The organism is Chitinophaga sp. YR627, from assembly GCF_900114995.1.
Taxonomy (GTDB): Bacteria; Bacteroidota; Bacteroidia; order Chitinophagales; family Chitinophagaceae; genus Chitinophaga.
Genome location: NZ_FOUX01000006.1, coordinates 766,271 through 789,585 on the forward strand (window position 1 = coordinate 766,271; position 23,315 = coordinate 789,585).

Sequence of the window (23,315 nt, forward strand, 5' to 3'; positions counted from 1 at the left end):
AGCGAAGAAATACAGACTTAATAACGGCCTAATAAGCGTCTACAATGAAGACAAACTCCATAAACGTGAATTTCAATTTCTACTACCCCCCAATTAATACACCAACAGGCGCTTTCAGCGGAGGTTTCAGATGACCAGACGAACCTTAGCCCGTCCCCTGCATCCAGCTACCGCTCACCCAAGCCCCCACCGCATAGCCATTCTCCCAAAGCCCCATCATGTACTTAACTGGCGTCAGTTCGTCGGGTTATCTGAAACCACAGCAAAGCCGCCCAAACCTCTCCCCAAAAAAGAAAAGCCAGCCAGAATACTCCGGCCAGCCCACAAAAAACAAAAATTATATACCTGTCTATTAATGCATCATTACACCCTCTAACTCTTCCAGCGTCTTCCCTTTTGTCTCCCGCACATTCCGCCATATAAACACAAACCCCGCTAAACACACCGCCGCATAGATATAAAACGTCCCATCCTTCAGCTTATCAAACAACATCGGAAACGTAAACACCAGCACAAAATACGCCGCCCACAAACATAACACCGCAAATGATGTCGCCGCACTCCTGATCTTATTCGGAAAGATCTCCGCAATCAACACCCAGGTCACCGGCGCCAGAGACATCGCATAAGTCCCGATTGCCGCCAGCAGATACCAGGACACATGCTCTGATCCCGCCGACAACATCCGCACCACAACAATATACAGGATTGTCAGTCCACCGGCACCAATCAGCATAAGTGGCTTCCTGCCCAGTTTATCCACCAGCAACATCGCCAGAATGGTAAACACAAGATTAACACCACCAATAAAGACCGTCTGCAACAGCTGGCCATCCTGCGACACTCCAATGCTTTTGAAGATCCTCGGCGTATAGTTAAACACCACATTGATACCACAAAATTGCTGGAACATCGCCAGTATAATACCGACTATGACCGCTGGCAATACTGCCTTCCGGAAGATATGTCCATAACTCACCCGTTCATTCCCCGTCATAGACTGCTGAATAACAGACAAAGACTCCGTAGCAAAATCATCGCCGCCAATACGATTCAGCACCGTCCTCGCTTCTGCTGAACGTCCGGCTTTTACCAGCCAGCGTGGACTCTCGGGTAACCACAACGCGCCAAGAAAGAAGAGCAGGGAAGGTAAGAGACCAAGACCGAACATCCACCGCCAAGCATCATCACCATGATTACGCAGACCGTAATTGATAATATTCGTCACGAGGATACCCGTCACGATGGTTAACTGATTGATAGCCACCATGCGTCCACGGAGATGCGCAGGTGAAACTTCTGCAATGTACATTGGTGACAGCATGGATGCCATACCCACACCAATACCTGCCACGAAACGGAAAGCAATAAAGACATTCCTGTCCGGCGCAACCGCCATTGCCAGAGAAGAGATACCGAAGATGGCAGAAGCCACCAGAAGGCCCTTTTTACGCCCGTATTTGTCCGCCATTGTACCGGCAACTATACAGCCCACGATCGCTCCTAAAGCCAGACTACCCGTCGCAAATCCTTCCCAATAGGCATCCAGACCAAACTGTTGCTGTAAGAAAGGCAGGGCTCCCGCGATCACAGCGAAGTCAAAGCCAAATAAATAGCCTCCCAGGGCAGAAATAAAGGAAATACCCAGTATGTAGGAGCTGTTGAATGATGATTGTTTCATAACGGAATATCGCTGTGGTAAATTAAAGTAAAGAAATTATTGCACATCAAAAACGAAGACCGTTTTCCGCCGGTAAGTTTCTCCCGGGCGAAGGATGGTTTCCGGAAACTGTGCGTGATTCGGACTGTCAGGAAATGCCTGTGTCTCAAGTGCGACGGCGCCATGTTTGAGATAGGGAACGCCCTGTGCGCCAGTGATACTGCCGTCCCAATAGTTTGCGCTATACAGCTGGATACCTGGTTGGTCGGTGAATACACGGAGTACACGGCCGCTTTCGGGATCTTCCAGTTCTGCGGCAGGAATGTTTTCGGTGTCATAAGGACGGAGCACATAGTTATGGTCGAAACCCATGTCTGCCGGAAGCTGATCAATACACTGACCGACTGCACGGGCATGCGTGAAGTCAAGCGGCGTGCCTGTTACAGGCAGCAGTTGCCCGGTAGGGGTATTGCTGCTGTTCTTTTCCGTGTAATTGTTCGCGTTGATGCGCAACAGGTGACTGGTCACCAGCGGATTATCAAACCCGGTGAGATTGAAATAAGAGTGGTTCGTCAGACTTACAGGCGTTGCTTTATCAGTGCTGGCCGTATAGGTGATCGTCAGCCGGTTGTGCCGGTCGAGTATATAACGGACCTGTACACTGAGGGTACCGGGATAGGCTTCTTCTCCGTCAGGACTGGTGTAAGCCATGGTGATGCTTGCCTGTTCTTCGTTCTGACTGCATTGTATCACCTGCCATACTTTCTTGTGAAATCCATCAAAACCACCATGAAGATGGTTGCTGTCATTATTGACTGGTAACTGGTAGTTGACACCGTCGATCGTTAGTTTGCCGCCGGCAATCCTGTTGGCATAACGGCCAACGGTAGACCCAAAGTAGGCGGGGTTCTTCCAGTAGGCCTGCGGATCACTAAAACCCGCTACGATGTTTTTACGGATGCCCGCTTTGTCAGGTGCATGGACCCCGGTAATCGTAGCGCCCAGGTTAATGAGTTCCACCCGGATCGCAGCATTCTCCAGCGTGATCTGTTCAAGCGGCTCTCCGCCTGCCTCGCCATAAGTGGCACGGGTAGCGGAGAGCGTCTGATGTTGTATGTTTAACATAGAATGGTCCTGGTAAATGGATTAAAAGTAGCGCCCTGATGATTGACATCCAGCATCAATACCTGGTCGAGATGTTGCTGGCCCTGCTGTTCCTGTTGTAAGCCAAGGTAGCCTAATCCCATGAGGTAAAGACAGTGAATACGGTTACGCTGGTTAAGGTCAATATCAAATACCAGCATATCCGGCAGAGAAACAGCGAAATAATCTATACGGATCTCATCATGCAGATGTGCTTTACCAAACTGTATAAAGCGGTCAAAGATCTGTGCTGCTTTTTCCGGTTGTCCCAGCTGCTGCCAGGCCAGTGCCTGATAGACGATCTTGTCAGGTTGCGGATCGTTGTAATAGATGGCCTGTACCGGTTCGCTGATACCCACAGTTGCGGCCATGAATTGTTCTTTTGCCGCTTCGCTTTGTCCCATTCCGGCATATGCACAACCCATCAGGTAATGAAGGTCATTTTCCTGTGCGCCATAGAGTTTACCTTCACCCAGGTTTTCCGGATAGCTTTCCAGGGCCTTCAGGAGGGAGAGGGCGGTTTCAAATTGTTCCTGGTCGATCGCTTTTCTTGCCAATGCGGTATGACAGAGAATGTATTGTCCGACTACCTTTCCTTCACCACCTTCCCATGGATGGAATTTGCGTTGTGATAAGAGTCTGCGTGCCTGCTCAAACTCACCTAAGTTATTGTACAGCGTCACTCTTTCCAGGTACAGATCATCTCTCATTTCCACCAGCTTCATATTGTTTTCCAGCAGGGATAATCTTTCCTGTGAAGACCGGCCGGTGATCTTATATAACTGGTCCAGTTCCATGAGTATACGGGCATCATCCGGAGCCAGTGCGAACGCTTTTTCCATCGCATTGACAGCAGCGGCTTTCTGATGTAGCTTATTGTAATAAGCCAGTGAGAGGTTCCTGTGCACAGTAGCATAGGTGTCATCCAGTGTGGCGGATTGATCCCAGCAGGCGATGGCCTCTCCATACTGACGTTTATCGTACCAGAGGTTACCCAGGTAGTATGCGGCTTTTGCGTCCGTCGGATTGTGTGTCAATGCATCCTGAAGGATCAGTACTTCTTCTGTTTTGTTAGGGAAGCAGTAATCAGGTGATTGCGTGGCAGCCTTCCGATAGCAACCCAGCGCCTGTTCCGGTAAGTTGCTACGGCTGGCAAACCATCCCATGTAGTAGTACAGGAGTGGAGATGCACGGTCGTAGGTATCGATGTAAGATTGTAATAAGGTGATCGCTGTATCGTAAGCACCTGCATAAGCATAGTCCAGTGACAATTCCAGGTAGTTATTGATGGAACCATGCATAAGGGAACGCATGCGTTGCAATACAGTGCTGTCATTGCTGATCAGGTACCATTCGAAGAGACAACCGTAGTTAAACGGATCGATCTGTATAGATTCCTTTGCAAACGCAATCGCATCTTCCTGTAATCCCTTCTCCCGCAGGATAATGGTTTGCAGATGACGGGCCGTGTGGTTATGATAATTGCGCACAAGCGATTTTTTTACCAGTGACAAGGCATCATCCCATTTACCATTCGAAGCTGCGATACGTGCCAGCATCAGGAAACCGCTGTGTTGCCATGCATCGTTCCAGGTGGCTTTGAAGAAGATATCATATGCCTCTGCAGATTTGTCCTGTAAGAGCAGCGAACACCCCAGGTTATAATATACTTCACCATCATAAGGATTCGGATTACGGCTGGTCATGGTTTTGATTGCCGTTCTGAAATAAGGTTCTGCTTTGGTAAATTGTCCGCGACGCAGCAGTAATAACCCCATTGCATTATTACAACGGATATCCCCCGGACTTCTTCTCAATCCTTCTTCATAGTAGTCAACCGGATTGAAAGTAGCATGACGGTATTGTTCCAGGTGATGACCATTCAGATAAAGGTCTTCTACCTGTTCGATGTCCTTAGGCAATTTAGCTGCGGATGCAGGTGGTGGTATCTCATGTGTAACAGGTGTTGCCGGTTGCCAGGAGACCAGTTCGCGGCCGTTCTTATCTGCAACAATCACCTTCCATTGTTCTGGTACAATGACAGCGGCGCCACAGTCGTAGGTCGTTGCAAACGGCGCATATGGAGATAGTGCAGCAGGGAAGTTTTTTACGTCTTTACCCTCATGCAGTATACGCACGCTGGCATCCTTATAGAGGGCGGTCGCATATATTTTGATCTGCAGCTGTTGTCCTTCCCACTCCATATTCAGCATGGCATCTTTGGTCGCATTCTTCACGACGCCGGTCTGCGCATAAGGCATGAAGTATTGTTCAAAGGTCTTGCCTTCATTGGGTTGTAACCAGGAGAAGTCGGGCTGGTTGTCGGTGAACATACCGGTCATCAGTTCGATATACGGACCGTCTTCATCCGTCAGGTTTCTGTCCCATGCGAAGCCGAAGTCACCATTTCCCCAGGTCCATTGTTTCTTACCTGGTGATACGTGATGATCTGCTACGTGCAGCATACCCGCCTGTGTATCGTGTTCGTAGCAACCCATGAAATCATATTCCGAGCGGATCGCCATATAGGAGGTAGGTACCGGAATGGTATGGTAACGCGAGATATCTGTACCCGGTGCATAGTCTACCTTGTAATAGGTACCGGTGGCGATCGGGAAATCAGATACATCTCTTTTACCGTGATCGAATACGGCATATACATCCGGTGGGAATACCGACTGATAATGTTCATTTACCTTTACTGCCGGATTAGCCCACCAGAGGAAAGTCTGCGGGAACATCGTCCGGTTGAATAAACGACCTTTTATCTCAAGATATGCCTTGTCCGGATACAGGGTAAAACCTGCCATCCCTTTGGTACGGAACATCACTTCCACTTCATTCACCCACACGGTCTTGCTGCCATCTGCATTTTCTTCTACGGAGTAATCTACAGCCTGAAAGGTGCTTGGACGATGGTGCTGTGGCCAGTTGAACTCAATACCACCGGAGATCCAGGGACCTGCCAGTCCTACCAGAGCGGGCTTGATCACCTGATTATAATACACAAAATCACGTTGTCTGATCTTATCATATGCCCTTTGGATACGTCCGCCCAGTTCAGGGAGGATCATGATCTCGAGGAATTCGTTTTCCAGGAATACGGCATTGTATTCCTGCGAACTTTTCTCATCTGCTATCTGCTCAATAACGGGATGTGGGTATACAACGCCACTACTGCCCTGGTAAACTCTTTTCTCCAGGAACATGGGATGTTTTTCCGGTGTGCCTGTCTTGTAGGTAGGAATGGATACTTTTTCAATCCGGACTGTCACTTCCATATAGTCTTTCTTTGCGTTTTATACGTTTAATTGCGTGGAACCAGCTTAACGAGTAAGGCATCTTTTGCAGGGACGCTGAGGGTAAAGGAAGTCCGTCCTTTACGGATCTCTCCCAGCAATGCATTACTCAGGAAATCCCTGATCTCATAGTCTCTTTTATCTTTCAATAAAGTGGCGGTCTGCCAGCTGCTTTCGAATGTTTTATCCTGTACGAAATTGAATGCCGCCAGCAGGGTGGTATCTCCTTTATGGCAGAAAGTAAGCTGCTGATCCTGTGTATCACCTTCAGACATACGTATCGGCGTAAAGGCTGCAGGATGACTGAACCAGGCACAGAGGGCAGGATGGTCGAGGAACTTTCTGAAGCGCTCAGCAGCCACCGGCTGACGAAGGTCAGAGCCATCACCCAGTATACTACCCATGACCATCATTGCATACAGACGTACTTTGATCTCCTGTTCGCTGAGATCCGGGTTTTGCTGGAAGTTCTTCATCACCACCACATCCAGGTTGGTGAAGGGCCATAAGGTACCCTGCATCCACCACATATGGGAACCGGCAGCCAATGAAGCGGCAGTACTGCCATAGTGCGGGAATCCCGGCTGATCATCTCTCAGGTGAGAGTATACATCGGTAGAGACGAAACGGGTGTGCGCATACTGGTGCGGGAACATAGGTGAAATGGCCATAGTGAGGAAAATATCTGGTCCCATGATGGAATCAACAAGGGAACGTAACATTTTCATTCCCTCACTATAGGCCTGCATCCCCGAACGGATATTTTTATTGTAACGGGTACTGGATTCCAGTGCACCCGCTGTCAGGAAGTCAATTTTGATAAAAGTGGCATGGATCGCTTTGGCCTTTAACAGCTGCTGGATGACGGACTGTCTGGTGGCAGGATGCGAAGGATCTATCGCATAAGCGGCCCAGTCGCCTTCCTTGTACATGATGGGCTGATGGTTACCATCGCGCAGTACCACTTCGCTTAGTGGTGTTTGTGTACCGGCCAGCTGTTGTGTCTCAACGGTATTTTTCCAGGTCCATACGGCAAATGGGATGAAGTAGAATCCCATCTGCTGCTTGTTTTTACGCCCGTGTTCTCCGATAGCTGCCAGTACTTCGGTGGTATAGATAGACTGGTCATAAGAGTCAATGCTGAGCACCGGCGGCGCATATTTATTGAAATTGCTCATGGAGGCGATGAAGTCGGAGGTCTTTAATACATCCGGCGGCATCATGATCTTTGTATAGCCCAATACATTCTCTACGCCGAAGCTGTTCCAGTAGAAGGGCGCATTTCCTTTCCATTCGCTTTTGCCGGCTATCTGTGTATTGACCTTTCCGTAGGCGGTAAAAGCCTGACGGGTATCTGCTGTAGCTGAGAGGAATATAAGCGGAGAGGAGACTGTATTACCCTGCATAGTACCGTGTGGGAAATGATCATGTGTGCCATCAAGTCCGCCGTAGGCTGGTGGAAGATTACGGTCATCCGGCGTAGCGGCTCCACCATATATGATAAAGGAGTCGATACGTCCGTTTTCCTTTCCTGCACCATAACGGAGCCCTGTTTTCCAAAAGTCATGCGTCACGCTGCCCGCTACCAGACCGGAAAGGGTCTGTTGATCGTAGATGGAAGTGAATTCATAACTGATACCAGATACAGATGGCCACTGACGGGTAACTACCGGCACCCAGTTATCATTGTCGAAAGGCACGTCCAGGATGCGGGAACTACTACCCGGAACAGACAGATAGTTCTGTTGCCCCGGGAGTATGGTTAATGGAGAGATGTTACGCGTTTCAAGCGTAGTATTGCCTGTCGCCTGTACTTTCAGCAGCAGGTGAGCGGCTTTTTCATAGATGGTAATCTGTTGTTCGAGTTGTAGTGCTTTGGCAGGATCACGATGTGTTACGTGCAGCAAGATCCCCCGGCCATTGGCATCCTGTACAGACGTTGTGTTGCACTGATGTTGTGAAAAGTCGGTGCTTGACAGTCTGCCGGCCTGTGTTTCTTCTATTGTCGCTACCGTATGCTGCAGACGGACACCATTGCTGAACTGATAGTCGATATAACCGCTATCGCTATGCACCGTGAGCCGGACATACGCGTTGGAAATAACGGTGCTGTCTGGTTTGATACTGATCTTTTGTGCCTGTGCCGTTCCTGCTGTCAGATAACACAGCAGGCTGCCCAGCGATATTTTACCGAAATAATTCATTGATTGCTGACCTGTATTTGCTGGTGTTTGTAATTGTGGATTGTTGTAACCAGTGACCGTAACGTTGTCGGTATTGCTGATAACGTGGATTCCTGTGTCGATTTTTACAAGTTCAAATTTCGTTCTTGGGGAGAAGCCGGGAAATAGGGTATCTTATGAAAATGATGGATTATTTTCTGGTTTTTGTATCTTGGGACATATTCCACCGGCATGAAAGAAAAGACATTGAAAAAAAGGGAGGGGTTTGAGGGGCAGCAACTGATCGTGGTACCCAGGAAGATATCGGCCGATTTCCTGACCCAGGACCCGATCACGCGCCAGTTGTACATTACGGATATCGGGTATTATCCCAAAGCGCGGTATCATTATATCAAACGCCCGGCGGGCATCAGTCAGCACATTATTATATACTGTATAGAAGGGAAGGGATGGATCGAGATAGATAAAAAGCGGGTGGATATTCTACCGTCCCAGTTTGTCATTATTCCGGCGAATACACCACATAAATATATGTCGGAGGAGGAGGAACCATGGACAATATACTGGATACATTTCAAAGGGGAGATCTCAGCGTATATCGTCGGACTGATCCTCCAGCGGGCAAAGAACTTCCGGCTGCACCTGACCTATAATGAGAACAGGATCCGTCTTTTCGAGGATATCTGTATCAATCTGCAAAAGGGTTATGGCGATGATAACCTGCGTTATGTGAACATGATCTTCAATCATTTCCTGTCTTCCCTGTTGTACGAGGAAAAGTTCAATCATTCCGACCAGGAGGAGCGGCAGGATATTATCGGTCAGACGATCACTATGATGCAGGAGAAGCTGGATAAGCTGATCACCCTGCAGGAGTTCTCACAGTATGCCGGTTTATCGGTTTCGCATTTTTCGGCTGTCTTCAGAGAAAAGACAGGCTATTCACCCATAGAATATTTCAATCATCTGAAAATACAGAAAGCCTGTCAGTACCTGTTGTTTTCGGCGGCAACGGTCAAGGAGATTGCCGCGCGTTTAGGGGTGGAGGACCAGTACTATTTCTCCCGGATGTTTTCCAAGCTGATGGGGATGTCTCCTTCGGAATACCGGAACAGGAACAAAACGGCCGAACATTAAAAGGCCCTGTATGATCCTTGCAGAAGCAACTGATCATACAGGGCTGCTATAAAAAGGGGGATGCCCCTGTAAAGAATTGAACTATTCTACGACAAACCCATACTTTGCCAGGTTCTCCTTTGTAGCTGCATAAGTGACATGCTGAAGGCCGTTAATACCCAGTCCTTCTGCTACGGATACAAACATCGCGCGGTCATCAACGTATAATACTTCTTCCGGTTTCACCAGGGCAATGTCCAGGGCGATCTTCCAGATATCAGCATCTGGTTTTCTGAAATGGACAAAGCAGGAGGAGATGAAGAAATCTACAAACTTGTTGATACCGAACTGACGGATGCGGTATTCATTTAACTCTCTGCCTTCATTATTGACAATGGCAATCTTAACACCGTATTTCTCCTTGATCTTACATACCAGCTCTATCATTTCGGGGATAGGGGTGGTACGGGAATACATGAATGACTTGAATTCGTCTTCACTGAAAGGGCGCGGTTCATAGAAAACCGTTCTTTTCAGGTATTCGTCAAGGGTCAGTTTCCCTTCCTCGTAAGTATCAAAGGTCAGGTGATGACGTTCTTCCAGTTCAGGAAGATCCAGTGAGAACGTGGCTGCTGCTTCTCTTCTGGCGGCCCGGTCCCATCCATTGCTCAGTAGTACGCCGCCTATATCGAGGAACAATGTGGTGATTTTTGAATTCTGCTGCATATGTTAAAGGTAATTGACAAATAAATTAAAGATCGCGCATTCTATAGTTAAAATTATGGAACCTGTTGTTTTTTTCATGCTCCACTAGTAAAATCTGTTTTTGCAAACGTAGTATAGAGGGATTCAATTGCTCCTGCATATGAAGGATCGTCAATATAGCCATTTTTGGAGTCTTTTACTGCTTTTATGGATAGTTAGCTCACTTTCCTGCCGTAAGGAGGAAACAGGGCCTCCTGCGCCTCTTTCTGAGGGGAATCAGTGGATCCTGGATAGTATGCGGGTCTATTATTACTGGAATGACCAGTTGCCTGCACGCCCGACGCCCGATCCGGACGCCCGTCAGTTTCTGGCAGGCTTACTGCATCCGGCGGACCGTTTTTCATATCTGCTGGACCCGGAGCATCCGTTACCTGCTTATTCTTCGTTTGCCTATTACGGTCTGGAATATGCTTTTACGCAACTGAAAGAAGCCGGGGACCGCTGGGTAGGGATTGTGATGTTAGCTGTACCAGGAGGATCGGCGGCTACACAGGGACTGAAAAGAGGGGATCTGTTTACTGCTGTCAATGGACAGGAATTAACCGCCTCTTCTGCTGAAGCCTTGCACCAGGTATTGAAAGAAGGCAAGGGGGTGACACTGAACACCGTTCGCCTGGAAGACGGACAATTGAAGGAGGCTGCCAGTATTATGCTGCCACCTACGCACTTTACGGAGCAGCCGGTATATCTGGCAAAGGTATTCGGACAGGGAGCGCAGAAGACCGGCTATCTCTTTTACAACTACTTTGACGGTCGTTTTGACCAGCAGTTGCTGGACTCTTTATATAAGCTCAAACAGGCGGGGATCCGTAGTCTGATACTGGACCTGCGTTATAACCCCGGAGGGGATGTGTCTTCCGCCGCGTTGATCGGAGCAGTTGTAGCACCGGTACAGGCAAGTGCTCTTTTTGTGACTTATAAGGCCAACCGGAATGGTGGCACTATCAATAGTTCCTTTCAGGATGCGCTCAACGACGGGCCGTACCAATATACGTTTGACCAGCTGGGGCCTTACCGGCTGTCACTCAGTAAACTGATCATTCTTACATCTGCCGGTACCGCTTCTGCTTCAGAGTTGCTTGTCAATAATCTGTCCCCTTATATGGAAGTGGTGCAGATCGGTGAGAAAACCATGGGGAAAGATATGGCGAGTTTTGCCATCAGTGACCAGGGGGCTACGCCGAAGGTTAGTTATACGCTTTTTCCGCTTGTATTTAAATTATATAATGCTCTTGGTAAGGGAGATTATAATGAAGGGCTGACGCCCGGGATTATTGTCGATGAGTTTTCCCGGCTGCCATTGCGGGCACTGGGTGATGAAAATGACGTGCTGATTGAGCAGGCACTGGAAAATGCAGGGGGGAGGATGGCCGGAAAAATGCTTCCGGGAAGGCCTGTGTCCGCATCCTCAGTAACCAGAAGCCGGTTTTTTCCGCCAATTATAAAAAAAAGATAGTACGGACTAGTAAAACCGTTTTTCTCATCCGTAGTTAATATGTATAAACATCATCAATGAACAGCGACCTGTTAAAAAAATATCTGGATGGACAGTGTACACCCGAAGAAGAAAAGGAGGTTTTAAAATACCTGGAGGAAGGAAATGAAGAGGAAGTACACAGGCATATCCTCTCACTGGAAGAGACGGTGGATAGCCACGTGCCGGATATGGTGAGTGAGTCGCTGTTGGATGATATTCATAGCAGTATCAATGCCCGTAGCAGAAAAGGGATCGTGTCGAAGATAAAACGCTGGCAGGTAGCCGCAGGTATTACGATCCTGATCGCAGTATCCGGTATTGCTTTCTGGTCTTCCAGACCGAAGCTGAAAGAGCAGGAGCCGGATGAATGGGTATCGCTGCATAACGACGGACAGGAAGTGAGGAAAGTCAGCATGCCGGATGGCACCAGTATCTGGCTGAATGCACGGGCCGCGCTTTCTTATAATGAAACCGCTTACAATGACAGGGAACGTGAGGTGACGGTAACAGGAGAGGCCTTTTTTGATGTAGCCGGTGATCCGGGCCGGCCTTTCCGGGTGAATACGGGTAATGTTACAACAGTGGTACTGGGTACCGCCTTCAATATAGAACACTACGAGAACGAGAATGATATACGCGTCACACTTGTACAGGGGAAGGTGGAGATATCAGCAGATAAGGAAAAATACATCCTTTCACCGGGCCAGCTGATGAGTTATAATGTTGAGAAGCATTCCATGGAAGTACGGAGTACGGATATCGGATCAACAAGAGAGTGGCTGAGCGGACAGATCGTCTTTAATGACCTGCCACTGGCGGATGTGTTAAAAAGAGTCGCTACCACCTATAAAGTAGATATTGTTTGCCAGCAACCGGCAATCCTGAATGGAAAAAGACTTACCGGCACCTATATGCGAAAACCGCCGGCTGAGTTGTTAAGGAAAATTTTGTTTGTACACGGATTGCACCTGGAAGAGAAAGCAGGAAAATTGATCATCAAGCCATAAAAACACATTCCGGTAATCATGTATTGAAAGGGCACCTCGTGCACCTTAACTGTAGTGTATTGTCCAAAGGGTAAATTAAACGAAACTATGTTCCTTACTTTGAAAGTCGCATCTGAAAAAACGACGAAGAGATTCTTTTTGACTGTCTTATTTATTTCCTTATGCCTGCCATTCACATATGCCCAGCAGGGTGTCAGCGTATTGAGGGATGCGATCACCTGCAATATGGAACGTGCTACACTCGATGAAGTATTGCTGGCAATAGGTAAACAGACACGCTATTCATTTTCTTATGATAAACAGGCTGCGGGTAATGTAAATATCCGTCACGCCGTCTTTAATAAACAACCACTTGGCAAAGTGCTCACCGATCTGCAGCAACAGGCTACCCTGGTGTATGATGTAGATGACAGACAGATTGCGGTAAGAATAAGTACCGTTCCCCGTCAGCCGGTAGCGCAGCCAAAGCCGGGACAGATCAGCGGCCGTGTGATCGACGAAAAAGGAGAGATGCTGCCCGGTGCTACTATCCATCTTATTGAAGTGAACAAGGGTATGCAGAGTAGTGTAGATGGTACTTATAATATAGAGATACCTGCGGGTACCTACACGATGGAAGTGCGCTTCATTTCTTACCTGAGCCGTCGTATTACAGGTATTATCGTAAAGGCCGGTGAAAATACACCACTGGATATTTCCATGAAGCCCTCTTCCAAATCACTGAATGAAGTAGTGATCACGGCGGATTATAGAAAGGCGTCTATTGAAGGAATGTTTGCCCGTCAGAAGAGTAGCGCGGCTACAATTGATGGTATCGTGAGAGAGCAGATCCTGCGTACGCCGGATAATAATGTGGCCCAGGTGCTGAATCGTGTAAGCGGACTGAATGTGCAGGATAACCGTTTTGTAATCGTACGCGGACTAAGCGACCGTTATAACAACGTGCAGCTGAATGGCTCGCTGTTACCCAGTACAGAGCCCAATGCCCGCAACTTCGCATTTGATGTGATTCCCAGTGCCCTGATCGATAATGTAGTGGTATACAAGACAGCTACGCCTGATTTGCCGGGAGAGTTCTCCGGTGGTGTGGTGGACATGACGACGAGAGATATTCCGGTAGAAAACTTTGTACGTATCAAGTTAGGTACCGGGTTTAATACGAAAGCAACTGGTAAGGATTTCTACGGACCAGAAAGAGGTAAATACGATTATCTGGGTTTTGATGATGGCAGTCGCAAACTGCCAGGTACTTATCAGTCAGGTGAATATGCAAAACTGATCTCAGAAGGTTATTACGGGAGCAGTGATGAAAGCCGTCAGAAATATGGCGCCATCAGCGCCGCATTTCCGAACAGGTTTACCATGTATCGTTTTACCGGAAGACCTGTACAGGATTATGAGCTGAATGTGGGTAGGGTGAAACAGCTGAAAGATGGTAAGCGCTTCGGCGGTATCTTCGCACTGACCTATAGAAACCAGCAGACAGCACAGGATTATATTGATCATGCACCTATTCAGATCCACTATTACGAAGGGAAAGAATATCTCTTCGAAAATAACCTCAGTGGCTTGCTGAACCTGGGTTATTCTTTCGGAAAACATAAAATTGGCATGAAGAGCATCTTCACCCAGAAGTTTACCGAAAGAACAAGATTATACAAAGGACAAAACCTTTACTCCGGTACAGATATCGATGCCTTTTCCAATTTTCCTTTATACAATACCATCTTCCAGGGTAAACTCGAAGGAGAACATACATTGGGGAAGAATGGTTTCAAGTTCAACTGGAATGGCAGTATGTCTCTCACCAACAGAAAGGAACCAGATAACAAGCGTGTGATGGGAGAAAGGGCACAGGGTGCAGATATCTTCGGATATGTATACAATGATGCCAACCAGCTGCGTACGAGCACTTACTTCTCAGATCTGAAAGAACGCAGATATACCTGGAGTGCGGAAGGCTCACAGCCTTTTACACTGGGTGGTTTGCAGCAGACATTGAAAGCCGGTTATCAGGGTACTTACCGTAAGGCTGATTTTGAAGCAGAGCAGTTCAGTATAAGACCGGATGCAGGCGCTGTTGATTTACAGGCGAAGCTGATAGGGCTGCCTTACTATAACGTGTATTCCAGAGAAAATTTCGGATATAATAAGCTCATTTATTTTTCCATGCTGGCTTCAGAGAACCAGGACCGCGGACGTGCGAATGGATATGATGCTTATCAGCGCCTGCATGCAGGTTACCTGATGCTGGATGGTCACCTGGCGAAGAAGTTACGTTTTGCCGGTGGGCTGCGCGTAGAAAAGAATTACATGAGTTCCCTGACATTGGATACACGTGCGAAGAGAGACGGTACGATCAGTCTGACAGATACTGTGGTGACCATAGACAAGACCGATTGGTTGCCATCTGTTAATCTGATCTACGAGATCACACCGAAATTCAATATAAGAGCTTCTTACTATCATTCGGTAGCAAGACCTGACCTGAGAGAGTTATCATTCTTTGAATACTATAAACCGGAGGAAGACACCTGGATCAGTGGGGATGATCTGCATCCAACGGCTATCAGGAATGTGGACCTGCGTATAGAGTTCTATCCGTCTCCACAGGAACTGATCTCTTTCTCTGCCTTCTATAAGAAATTTAAAGATCCGATAGAGTTACAGCTGGAGGCGGCGATGATACCTTCTCACGTACTGGCTATGCAATATGTAAATATGAAGTCGGCAACTGACCTGGGTTTCGAATTGAATTTCCGTAAGTCGGCAGGCTTTATCAATGAGCATTCTGAATTTCTGAAAAACCTTTACCTGTCGGGTAACTTCTCTTATCTCAATGCAAAGGTGGAGTATGATGCTGAGGTGAGGATACGTATAGACGATAACAAAGAGATCATACAACCCGCTAAACGTAACCGTCCGCTGTTTGGTCAGGCGCCATACATCATCAATGGAGGGCTGATCTATACCGGTAGTCATCTTGGATTTAACCTGGTATACAACAGGGTAGGAGAGCGTATTATTTATGGTTCAGAGCTGGATGAGTATAATGAATATGAGAAGGCGAGAGATGTAGTTGATCTGCAGCTGAGCTACCGGTTTATGAAGAACAACAAAGCGGAGATCAAGCTGAATGCGGCAGATATGCTGAACCAGCCGGTAATAAGATACTACAATAACCACAAGAATATATGGAGACCCGATGCGTCAGGTGTACCTGGTCAGTTTGACCAGTATGGAAACCTGATCATCCCGGAAGACCCCAGCGGCAAGAGATATGACAGCCGCTATGATGAACTGAGACGTAAGTTCTGGTACGGAAGGAACTTCACGGTAAGTGCCAGTTATACTTTCTGAGTTTAATGATTGAAAACCTGTTTAGCTCGATATAGATTGTTTATTAACCATTATTTAAAAGGAACCTCATGTTAAAACGCGTATTTATTGCAGCTATCGCTGCTTCGGCTATCTTTACTTCCTGCAAAAAGGAAGGTGCAATTGACCAGCAAGAAGGTCAGTTCGATCGTTCAGTAAACGCAGGTGTTGGCGCTGATACCCGCACCTGGCCTACCCTCACAGGTACTATTCCTGCTACCATTGCCAGCGGTACATTTACGTTGACCAATGACAGAGTATGGATCCTTGACGGACCTACCTATGTACAGAGTGGCGCCACATTGCTGATACAGCCAAACACCCTCATCAAGGGAAAATCTAATTCTACACGCGGTACTTCTTATCTGATCGTAACCAAAGGTGGTAAACTGATCGCTGATGGTAACGCAACAACATCCATTGTTTTCACATCTGACAAAGCTGTAGGTCAACGTAAACCAGGCGACTGGGGTGGCATCATTATCCTGGGTGATGCTCCAACCAACGCTAACGGTTCTCAGATCGAAGGCATCCTGGCAGCTGAAATTCCTGCTGGTTATTCTATCACTTATGGTGGTGCTAATGCATCTCACGACGGTGGTACACTGAAATGTGTACGTATCGAGTATGCTGGTCGTGATCTGGGTAATGGTAACGAAATCAACGGTCTGACTTTAGGCGGTGTTGGTAGCGGTACTGTACTGGATAGCATCCAGGTATCTTTTGGCGCTGATGATGCTTTCGAGTTTTTCGGAGGTACAGTTAACGCTAAACACCTGGTGGCATATGCTAACAATGATGATGAGTTCGATTTTGATCTGGGTTATGTAGGTAACATCCAGTATGCGGTTTCTCTGAGACACCCTGGTGTTCCTTTGACAGCAGATCCTAACGGTATTGAGTCTGACAACAACGCAGGCGGTACAGGTGCAACTCCAATCACCCGTCCTACATTGTCAAACTTCACTATCCTGGGTTCATCTACAAAAAGAGACAGCCTGCTCTATGGTGCACGCTGGAGAAGAAATTCATCTTTCAACCTGACTAACTCAGTGATCGGTGGTTATGATGAAGCTGGTGTTATCTTCGATGGCGCTGGTGCAGTTACCCACATCTCTACAGCAGGTGATGGTGTATTCAGCAACAGCCTTGTACACAGCTTCGTAGCTGCTGTCGCTCCAACCCCAACTTCTGCATGGGTAGGATGGACTGGCAACTCCCTGAGCACTGTAACATCAACAAACAGCGCAGTTGGTCTGGTACTGCCATTCAACTTTACTGCTCCTGACTTCCGTTATATCGCTGGTTCTGCAAGTGCAGGTAAAGGCGCATTCGGTGCAGCAGGTAGCGTACGTTGGGATGACAACTGGGCATCTTATAACCCTAATGCTGCTGCTTATTAATTTTTAATGTAAACGTATTGACTATACAGGTTACAGGTGCTGCATTAGCAGCACCTGTTTTTAAAATTAAATGAACGAATAAATGAAAAAGATTTTCTTCCTTTTATTGACAATTGCTTTCTTTACCGCTTGTCAGAAGCGTGGTGATCTTCCGGAGTTGCCGTCTTATGCTACTTTCAGATTGTCTTCCTCCAGCGTGGAGCATTTCTACGAAGTTACAGTGGGAGACAGTGTGCTGGAAGATAGTCTCAGTGCCGGAAGCGCATTATCACGTTACGTGGTGACAGGAAAGCAGGCATTGAAAATAAAGGAAGCAGGAAAGAAAGACTATGTAATAGACACCCTTATCGATATTGATCGTCCTGGTGTTGAATATACTTTGATTGACCTGGGTGGAGATTCCAGACCACTGATACTATCCGGATCGGATCTTGCAACGACGGCCCCTGCTGAAGGTACAAGGAAATATGCCCTGCTGAACATTGATACAACCGGCGTGCTGAAAGGCCGTACAATTGATATTCGCTTCTATGACATCGATGTGAATGATGGTTCTTTTAAACAGATCGGCGAACTGAAAGGTATTCAGTACCTGAACCCGTCAGATTACATCGAGCTGAAAGCGCCGGATGCCGGTATCTTTTTCCTGGAAGTGGCAGATCACACCACAGGTGAAATTATCCTGCCGGTGGATAGTTATGCGGGAAATATGATCTTCCCTTTTGATGAGAATAATGTCTATCTGATGAAGTTGTTAAATGCCGGCGACGAATCATTCACTTTCATCAGTGCTGAGCCACTGATCGGTTTGAAGCTATAGGAAGCCGGCAATCCCTGCTTTATGATAAAGAGAAAGAAAAATGCCGCTATTCCTGGTAGCGGCATTTTTTTGCGTATTTATTACAGCATTTGGCTATAAGCTGTTACGCGAATTTAATATTTTTTGGTAATAAAAATAATAGGACAACAGGTAATAAACTACCTGCAACGGAATAAGAAAAAAATTAATATAGGGATCTTTGTCTGATTAACTGTTTACAATGGTGCGAATCGTTTTCATGGCTTCCTGTAAATGACAATCAATAGTATTGGGTGATAATGAAAGCAGGTCTGCAATGTTCCTTCTGCTCATGCCTTCTTCCAGCGCCAGTTTATATACTTCTCTTCTTCTCGCCGGCATATGTTTTACAGCAGTGTTCACGGTGGCCAGGCATTCTTTCAGTATATAGTGCTCTTCAGAACTTACGCTGTTTTCCCCGGAAGCGCTGATATGTTGCAATAAAGTCTTTCTGGCTTTTATCTTGCGTAATTCGTCAATGAAGATGTTACGTGAATAGGTGAAAAGTAACGGATATATGTCTGTTTTGTCGGTAATCTGCTCCCAGTTTTCCCAGAGCTTCAGGTAACATTGTTGAAGAATATCTTTTACGAGTGTCTCATCTTTGGTCAACTTTAAAAATGTATTGTACAGTCTTCCATGAGTGGCATGGTAAATAGTGTTGAACTCTTTTCTCTTGGCGGGGCTCAAGGACAAAATCATACTATTACATTGAGTGTTAAAGATAACCTTCGTAGATTAACTGAATGTTAACACTTACAATACCGGCAGCTACTTTTGAACATTAGATAAATACCTGGTAAGTGCGGTCATTTTTCATGATGAAATGATTTTATTTAAATGCATATAGTTTTTAAATATCTGCTGTTAATTTCCATGTAATTCCTGTGCACCCACTTGTTAATTTGAGTTTATTATATTAATTTAGTTTAGTTGATATTCTCAGTTTAAAGCAATAAGATATTCAGCTGGTTTGTAGCCCCCAGTGATTGATAACCCATAGCATTGCTTAAAAATGGAAACCCCGGATATCAGCAAAACCTTGTATTTAAGGCACCCTATTTTAAAAAACAATATGCACACCGCAACATAGCAGGTTGAATCGCTGTTCGACTGAAATCATTAAAGACCATTTATTTTATGATATAAATCCCAAATTTCCAACTATGCCTACTATCGTTTTCCTGTTTGCCGGACAGGGTTGTCAGTATTACAATATGGGCGCGGAACTGTTCAATACCAATGTGTATTTCCGCCATACCCTGTTGACCCTCGATAAGGAGGTGCGCAAAATGATGGGCGCATCTGTTGTCGAATATATTTATGACAGATACCATGGTCGTGATGATGTATTTGATGATATCCGGTTCTCTAATCCGGCGGTCTTCATGATACAGTATGCCATGGCGAGATATCTCCAGGAGGAGATGCATATACGACCGGATTGTGTGCTGGGCAGTAATCTTGGAGAAACCGTAGCGGCTGCGGTAAGTGGTGCGGTACGTCCGGTAGATATGCTGTATGCATTGATAGAACAGGCGCGTATTATTGAACAGCAATGTTGTAAAGGAGGGATGATCTCTATTCTTGGCAACCCTGCATTGTATGATGCAACGCCTTTATTACGGGATAATGCAGCTTTGATGTCCGTTAACTATGAAGGACATTTTACCTTGTCTGCCAGTCAGGGTGCACTGATAGCGATACAGGCATATCTGGATGGTAAGGGATTACCGTATAGTATACTTCCTGTGAAGTATCCTTTTCATAATCTCCTGCTGGATAGCGCCAGGGATCAGTTCCTTAATACGCTGCGTAACGTCAGCTTTTCGCAGCCCGCCATCTCTTTCTTTTCAGGCGTACAGGCCAGACAGCTCTTTAGTGTAGATGCGGCTTATTGCTGGGATGCTGTGCGGGAGCCAATCCGGTTTACGGCAGCAGTGAATCAGCTGGAAGCAGGCGGGCCCTGTTTCTATGTGGATTGTAGTCCTTCAGGTAACTGTAATCAGCTGCTGACAAAAATACTTTCGCCCTCGTCTGCATCAACAAGACATATGATCATGAATCCTTTCGGGCAGGAGTTGAAAAACCTCAGGTTGCTAGTGCAGCAACGACAGGCACTCTCGCTTTATAGTTAGCTATTCTTTTTTTATGATTAAAATAGTTCGTGTATGGAGAAGTATACATTAACGATCAACTGCGAGTTTATCAATGAAGCAGGTATCCTTGTTAATCACACCCTTAGGGCAGACGCCGTTACCAGGCCCCAGATAGAGGACAAGTACATGTTCATCAGCAAACATCATTTCAAGCCGATTGTGATCCGTATACAACAGGTGATCGACTATTTGTTATCGGGCACTGAAGTGATCTGCAGTGGTGAGGAAGTAGATGAACTGGATAATATCAGAGAGGCTTTTTATGCCTGTTTTACTATAGACTGAGCTGGCTCATCTAGTGAAGGAGGGCTGCCGTTTTATGCTAAAAATGAGAAGGCCGAAGTACAAAGGTACTCCGGCCGGTTAGCTAACACTTAAGAACAGCAAACGCTACGTTTGTATACTATTTACAGCAATGTAAAATCGTCCATTGGTTGACAGGACAGATTAGGCAAACGCGATGCCTTTTTGTTTTTATTTTTGTAATTAGTTGGTATTTAGGCAGTTTTGTTGTCCGGGATAATGCCAGTGCTTGCGAATACCTTCTCAATTTGAGTGGCTGTTTATACATTTGATAAATCAGGGCTGTTAGTTAGCCTTTGAACTGATTCAGGTAAGGTGGTTACCGAAAGCATTCGTTAACGGTATCCTATCCTGCCAATCTGATAAAACCTTCTCAACATGAGAAGGTTTTTTTTGTTTTCGTGATGTGGCGGTATATCAGGAAAAAGGGCGGATACCCAGCCTGGTTAAGGGGTTTGTAGTATTTGAGCGCTAATACCGAAGAAGATGGTATATCGTTTGGCATAGGTGTGGAAACTAACGAACGATTGTTTGATAGGCGAACAAAACATTACAAAACCAATGAAAAAAGCAATTTTAGTATTTGTACTAGCTACAAGAACTGTATGCACTATTGCACAGGACACCACCTCTACTACGGAAAAGATCCCGTTTGAGGGAATTGATCAGACCTGGCAGAATGGAAGTGACAGAAGAGAATATTCTGTATTTCAAGACATGAAGTTTTTTACTCCCAGCATTTTGATGGATGTAAACTATACTCATTCCTTTAATAAACCTAATGACAATACGGTAGTTGGTTCTACTGCCCTGGCCCGTAATAATGAGGTGCAGCTGTCGGCGTTGCATTTCGGAGGCGATTTCTACTATAAGGGCGCCCGTGCCAGGGTCATGACACAGTTTGGTACAAGGTCTATTGTTGTACCACGTAATGATGTTAGCCCTTATCGCGGACAGTACCAGCTGGCAAACGTATATCGTTACCTCAGTGAAGCATATGTAGGTTATCATATCAATAAATGGTATGGTATTAATATTGACGCGGGTATGTTCATGAGTTACATCGGTCTGAACTCTTATTATCAACCGGAGAACTGGGAATATCAGGCATCGTTTACATCTGATAACACGCCATGGTTTTTTAACGGGTTACGTGTTCAGATCTATCCTACAAAGAATCTGAAAATTGAACCATGGATTATTAATGGCTGGCAGAGCTATGGTAAATTTAATAAAATGCCTGGCTTTGGGTTTAACGTTACCTGGATGCCAGACAATAGCAACCTGAAATTGCTGACCAATGATTACTATGGCTCTGATGCCGGAGGGCTTCCTGAAAGAAAGCGTTTCCATTCAGACAATAGTTTACTGGTAAGGTATTATAACAAACCTAAATCAAGAGGTATTAGCCGTATGGCATTTTCTCTGACTGGTGATATTGGTTTTGAAAAAGGCGGTGGTGTAAATGGCTTCAAGGGGGATAGTGTAAAAGGTCCTGCACAGTATTTTGCGAGTGCAATGTTTTACAACCGTATCTGGTTTAACAGAAATAAATTTGCATGGACTGTGGGTGGTGGTATCATGAGTAATCCGGGAAGATATCTTGTGCTTTATCCTACAGGTCAGGCAAGTCCGCTGCCAAACCCTAACAATCCGACACAAACTGAGGGCGCATTCCCATTCAGCGCTAATCCGGGCGATAAGTTTAAAGGCTGGGATATGTCTACAAACTTTGACTATATGCCTAATCAGAGTCTGACATTCCGTTTTGAGCTTGTAAACAGACATGCGAATGTTCCTTATTTTGCAGGAGAAGGTGGTGTTACCTCTCAGACGGGATATTCAACCACTCCATTAGACCCTAACTGGCGTCCAGACCTGGTTAAGTCTGAAACGAGATTCATATTGGCCGCTTTATTCAGATTATAGTGCATTCTTTTAAAATAGATAATGCTCTCCGGGAACGCCGGGGAGCATTTTTTTATCCCCATATTAGGGGATATGGGAGGGTATCGCCGCACGTTTTTTAGCCGTATATTTGCGGCCACATAAAAACGGTAGTAAGTCATGGAGTATTCAAAAATCTATAAGGTAAAAGAAGAGCATATCGACGTGCAGGGTATCATGGATGGTTTGTACTATCCTTTTTACATGGAGTGGTGCAGACACGATTATATTAAGGAAGTGCTGGGTTTTGACTTTGCCGAAGAAGCTGCAAAAGGTGTGCATATGGTATTGTCTCAGTATACCCTGAAGTTTTTACGTTCCCTGAAAAAGGATGACGAATTCACTGTAACCTGTGAACTGCATGCCGATGCTGGTGGTCAGCCGAGGCTGCATTTCAAGCAATCCATCATCATGAATGGTAAGGTGATGACAAGCGCCGTATTCACAGGTACCTGTGTGGCTGCTGCAGGAGGCCGTCCTTATCTGCCGGCTGAGATGGCGGAGAAAGTAAAAGATGCTCCTAAACTGGATATCGCAACACTGAAATAAGACGTTTTGTTATAGTTAATATTCCCGGATGACGACAGTTGTCCGGGATTTTTTTTGCATCACAGCGATTGTGCCGAAACCGGACAGC

The 23,315-nt window shown here is 46.2% G+C and carries 16 protein-coding genes; 10 read left to right on the plus strand and 6 right to left on the minus strand.

Annotation, left to right across the window (positions count from 1 at the left end; genetic code table 11):
* Positions 1–352: 352 nt before the first annotated feature.
* Genes BMZ72_RS32135 through BMZ72_RS32150 form a run of 4 tightly spaced genes read right to left on the minus strand, consistent with a single transcriptional unit; the run spans position 353 to position 8,306 of the window.
* Positions 353–1,681, minus strand: coding sequence for a sugar porter family MFS transporter (locus tag BMZ72_RS32135; protein ID WP_089814870.1), 1,329 nt, complete (start codon positions 1,679–1,681; stop codon positions 353–355).
* Positions 1,682–1,717: 36 nt separating this feature from the next.
* Positions 1,718–2,785, minus strand: coding sequence for an aldose epimerase family protein (locus tag BMZ72_RS32140; RefSeq protein WP_089814872.1), 1,068 nt, complete (start codon positions 2,783–2,785; stop codon positions 1,718–1,720).
* Positions 2,779–6,084, minus strand: coding sequence for a DUF5107 domain-containing protein (locus BMZ72_RS32145; protein ID WP_089814874.1), 3,306 nt, complete (start codon positions 6,082–6,084; stop codon positions 2,779–2,781). The genes BMZ72_RS32140 and BMZ72_RS32145 overlap by 7 nt, the downstream gene beginning before the upstream one ends.
* Before the next feature lie 26 nt (positions 6,085–6,110).
* On the minus strand, positions 6,111–8,306 hold the full coding sequence (locus tag BMZ72_RS32150) for an alpha-amylase family protein (protein WP_089814876.1): 2,196 nt from the start codon (positions 8,304–8,306) through the stop codon (positions 6,111–6,113).
* A 210-nt stretch (positions 8,307–8,516) separates the two neighbouring features.
* Here BMZ72_RS32150 and BMZ72_RS32155 point away from each other — a divergent pair, with 210 nt between their 5' ends.
* Entirely contained in the window at positions 8,517–9,422 is a 906-nt protein-coding gene (locus BMZ72_RS32155; RefSeq protein ID WP_089814878.1) for an AraC family transcriptional regulator, read from the plus strand.
* 81 nt (positions 9,423–9,503) lie between these two features.
* On the opposite strand, the gene BMZ72_RS32160 is transcribed toward BMZ72_RS32155, so the two are convergent.
* Positions 9,504–10,127 (minus strand): HAD family hydrolase, encoded by a 624-nt coding sequence (locus BMZ72_RS32160; RefSeq protein ID WP_012791233.1) that lies wholly within the window; start codon positions 10,125–10,127, stop codon positions 9,504–9,506.
* Positions 10,128–10,266: 139 nt separating this feature from the next.
* Here BMZ72_RS32160 and BMZ72_RS32165 point away from each other — a divergent pair, with 139 nt between their 5' ends.
* The 5 genes from BMZ72_RS32165 to BMZ72_RS32185 all read left to right on the plus strand — a co-directional run bounded on the left by BMZ72_RS32165 (position 10,267) and on the right by BMZ72_RS32185 (position 18,251).
* Positions 10,267–11,622 (plus strand): S41 family peptidase, encoded by a 1,356-nt coding sequence (locus tag BMZ72_RS32165; protein ID WP_089814880.1) that lies wholly within the window; start codon positions 10,267–10,269, stop codon positions 11,620–11,622.
* Between the two features lie 56 nt (positions 11,623–11,678).
* Complete coding sequence (locus BMZ72_RS32170; protein ID WP_089814882.1) at positions 11,679–12,650, plus strand: FecR domain-containing protein; 972 nt, start codon at positions 11,679–11,681, stop codon at positions 12,648–12,650.
* 87 nt (positions 12,651–12,737) lie between these two features.
* A complete protein-coding gene (locus tag BMZ72_RS32175) occupies positions 12,738–16,010 on the plus strand; it encodes a TonB-dependent receptor (protein ID WP_089814884.1) in 3,273 nt (1,090 codons plus the stop codon).
* Positions 16,011–16,078: 68 nt separating this feature from the next.
* Positions 16,079–17,431 (plus strand): hypothetical protein, encoded by a 1,353-nt coding sequence (locus BMZ72_RS32180; protein ID WP_089814886.1) that lies wholly within the window; start codon positions 16,079–16,081, stop codon positions 17,429–17,431.
* 82 nt (positions 17,432–17,513) lie between these two features.
* Positions 17,514–18,251 carry a hypothetical protein gene (locus tag BMZ72_RS32185; RefSeq protein ID WP_089814887.1) on the plus strand — a complete coding sequence of 246 codons (738 nt, stop codon included), beginning with the start codon at positions 17,514–17,516 and terminating at the stop codon, positions 18,249–18,251.
* Between the two features lie 207 nt (positions 18,252–18,458).
* On the opposite strand, the gene BMZ72_RS32190 is transcribed toward BMZ72_RS32185, so the two are convergent.
* Positions 18,459–18,971: an RNA polymerase sigma factor gene (locus BMZ72_RS32190; RefSeq protein ID WP_089814889.1), complete on the minus strand. Its 513-nt coding sequence runs from the start codon at positions 18,969–18,971 to the stop codon at positions 18,459–18,461.
* 464 nt (positions 18,972–19,435) lie between these two features.
* On the opposite strand from BMZ72_RS32190, the gene BMZ72_RS32195 reads away from it, so the two are divergent.
* The 4 genes from BMZ72_RS32195 to BMZ72_RS32210 all read left to right on the plus strand — a co-directional run bounded on the left by BMZ72_RS32195 (position 19,436) and on the right by BMZ72_RS32210 (position 23,227).
* Positions 19,436–20,407, plus strand: coding sequence for an acyltransferase domain-containing protein (locus tag BMZ72_RS32195; protein WP_089814891.1), 972 nt, complete (start codon positions 19,436–19,438; stop codon positions 20,405–20,407).
* A gap of 33 nt (positions 20,408–20,440) precedes the next feature.
* Entirely contained in the window at positions 20,441–20,713 is a 273-nt protein-coding gene (locus tag BMZ72_RS32200; protein WP_089814893.1) for a DUF5952 family protein, read from the plus strand.
* 579 nt (positions 20,714–21,292) lie between these two features.
* Positions 21,293–22,660 carry a porin gene (locus BMZ72_RS32205; RefSeq protein ID WP_089814895.1) on the plus strand — a complete coding sequence of 456 codons (1,368 nt, stop codon included), beginning with the start codon at positions 21,293–21,295 and terminating at the stop codon, positions 22,658–22,660.
* 138 nt (positions 22,661–22,798) lie between these two features.
* The gene (locus BMZ72_RS32210; RefSeq protein ID WP_089814897.1) at positions 22,799–23,227 is read left to right on the plus strand and encodes an acyl-CoA thioesterase; all 429 of its coding nucleotides are present in this window, start codon (positions 22,799–22,801) and stop codon (positions 23,225–23,227) included.
* Positions 23,228–23,315 lie beyond the last annotated feature (88 nt).

Excerpts from the sequence above, each read along its gene's own strand:
- BMZ72_RS32155 (WP_089814878.1), top strand. The coding sequence starts at position 8,517 with ATGAAAGAAAAGACATTGAAAAAAAGGGAGGGGTTTGAGGGGCAGCAA.
- BMZ72_RS32165 (WP_089814880.1), top strand. The coding sequence starts at position 10,267 with ATGAAGGATCGTCAATATAGCCATTTTTGGAGTCTTTTACTGCTTTTA.
- BMZ72_RS32170 (WP_089814882.1), top strand. The coding sequence starts at position 11,679 with ATGAACAGCGACCTGTTAAAAAAATATCTGGATGGACAGTGTACACCC.
- BMZ72_RS32185 (WP_089814887.1), top strand. The coding sequence starts at position 17,514 with ATGAAAAAGATTTTCTTCCTTTTATTGACAATTGCTTTCTTTACCGCT.
- BMZ72_RS32135 (WP_089814870.1), bottom strand. The coding sequence starts at position 1,681 with ATGAAACAATCATCATTCAACAGCTCCTACATACTGGGTATTTCCTTT.
- BMZ72_RS32140 (WP_089814872.1), bottom strand. The coding sequence starts at position 2,785 with ATGTTAAACATACAACATCAGACGCTCTCCGCTACCCGTGCCACTTAT.
- BMZ72_RS32205 (WP_089814895.1), top strand. The coding sequence starts at position 21,293 with ATGAAAAAAGCAATTTTAGTATTTGTACTAGCTACAAGAACTGTATGC.
- BMZ72_RS32195 (WP_089814891.1), top strand. The coding sequence starts at position 19,436 with ATGCCTACTATCGTTTTCCTGTTTGCCGGACAGGGTTGTCAGTATTAC.
- BMZ72_RS32175 (WP_089814884.1), top strand. The coding sequence starts at position 12,738 with ATGTTCCTTACTTTGAAAGTCGCATCTGAAAAAACGACGAAGAGATTC.
- BMZ72_RS32210 (WP_089814897.1), top strand. The coding sequence starts at position 22,799 with ATGGAGTATTCAAAAATCTATAAGGTAAAAGAAGAGCATATCGACGTG.
- BMZ72_RS32150 (WP_089814876.1), bottom strand. The coding sequence starts at position 8,306 with ATGAATTATTTCGGTAAAATATCGCTGGGCAGCCTGCTGTGTTATCTG.
- BMZ72_RS32145 (WP_089814874.1), bottom strand. The coding sequence starts at position 6,084 with ATGGAAGTGACAGTCCGGATTGAAAAAGTATCCATTCCTACCTACAAG.
- BMZ72_RS32190 (WP_089814889.1), bottom strand. The coding sequence starts at position 18,971 with ATGATTTTGTCCTTGAGCCCCGCCAAGAGAAAAGAGTTCAACACTATT.
- BMZ72_RS32180 (WP_089814886.1), top strand. The coding sequence starts at position 16,079 with ATGTTAAAACGCGTATTTATTGCAGCTATCGCTGCTTCGGCTATCTTT.
- BMZ72_RS32200 (WP_089814893.1), top strand. The coding sequence starts at position 20,441 with ATGGAGAAGTATACATTAACGATCAACTGCGAGTTTATCAATGAAGCA.
- BMZ72_RS32160 (WP_012791233.1), bottom strand. The coding sequence starts at position 10,127 with ATGCAGCAGAATTCAAAAATCACCACATTGTTCCTCGATATAGGCGGC.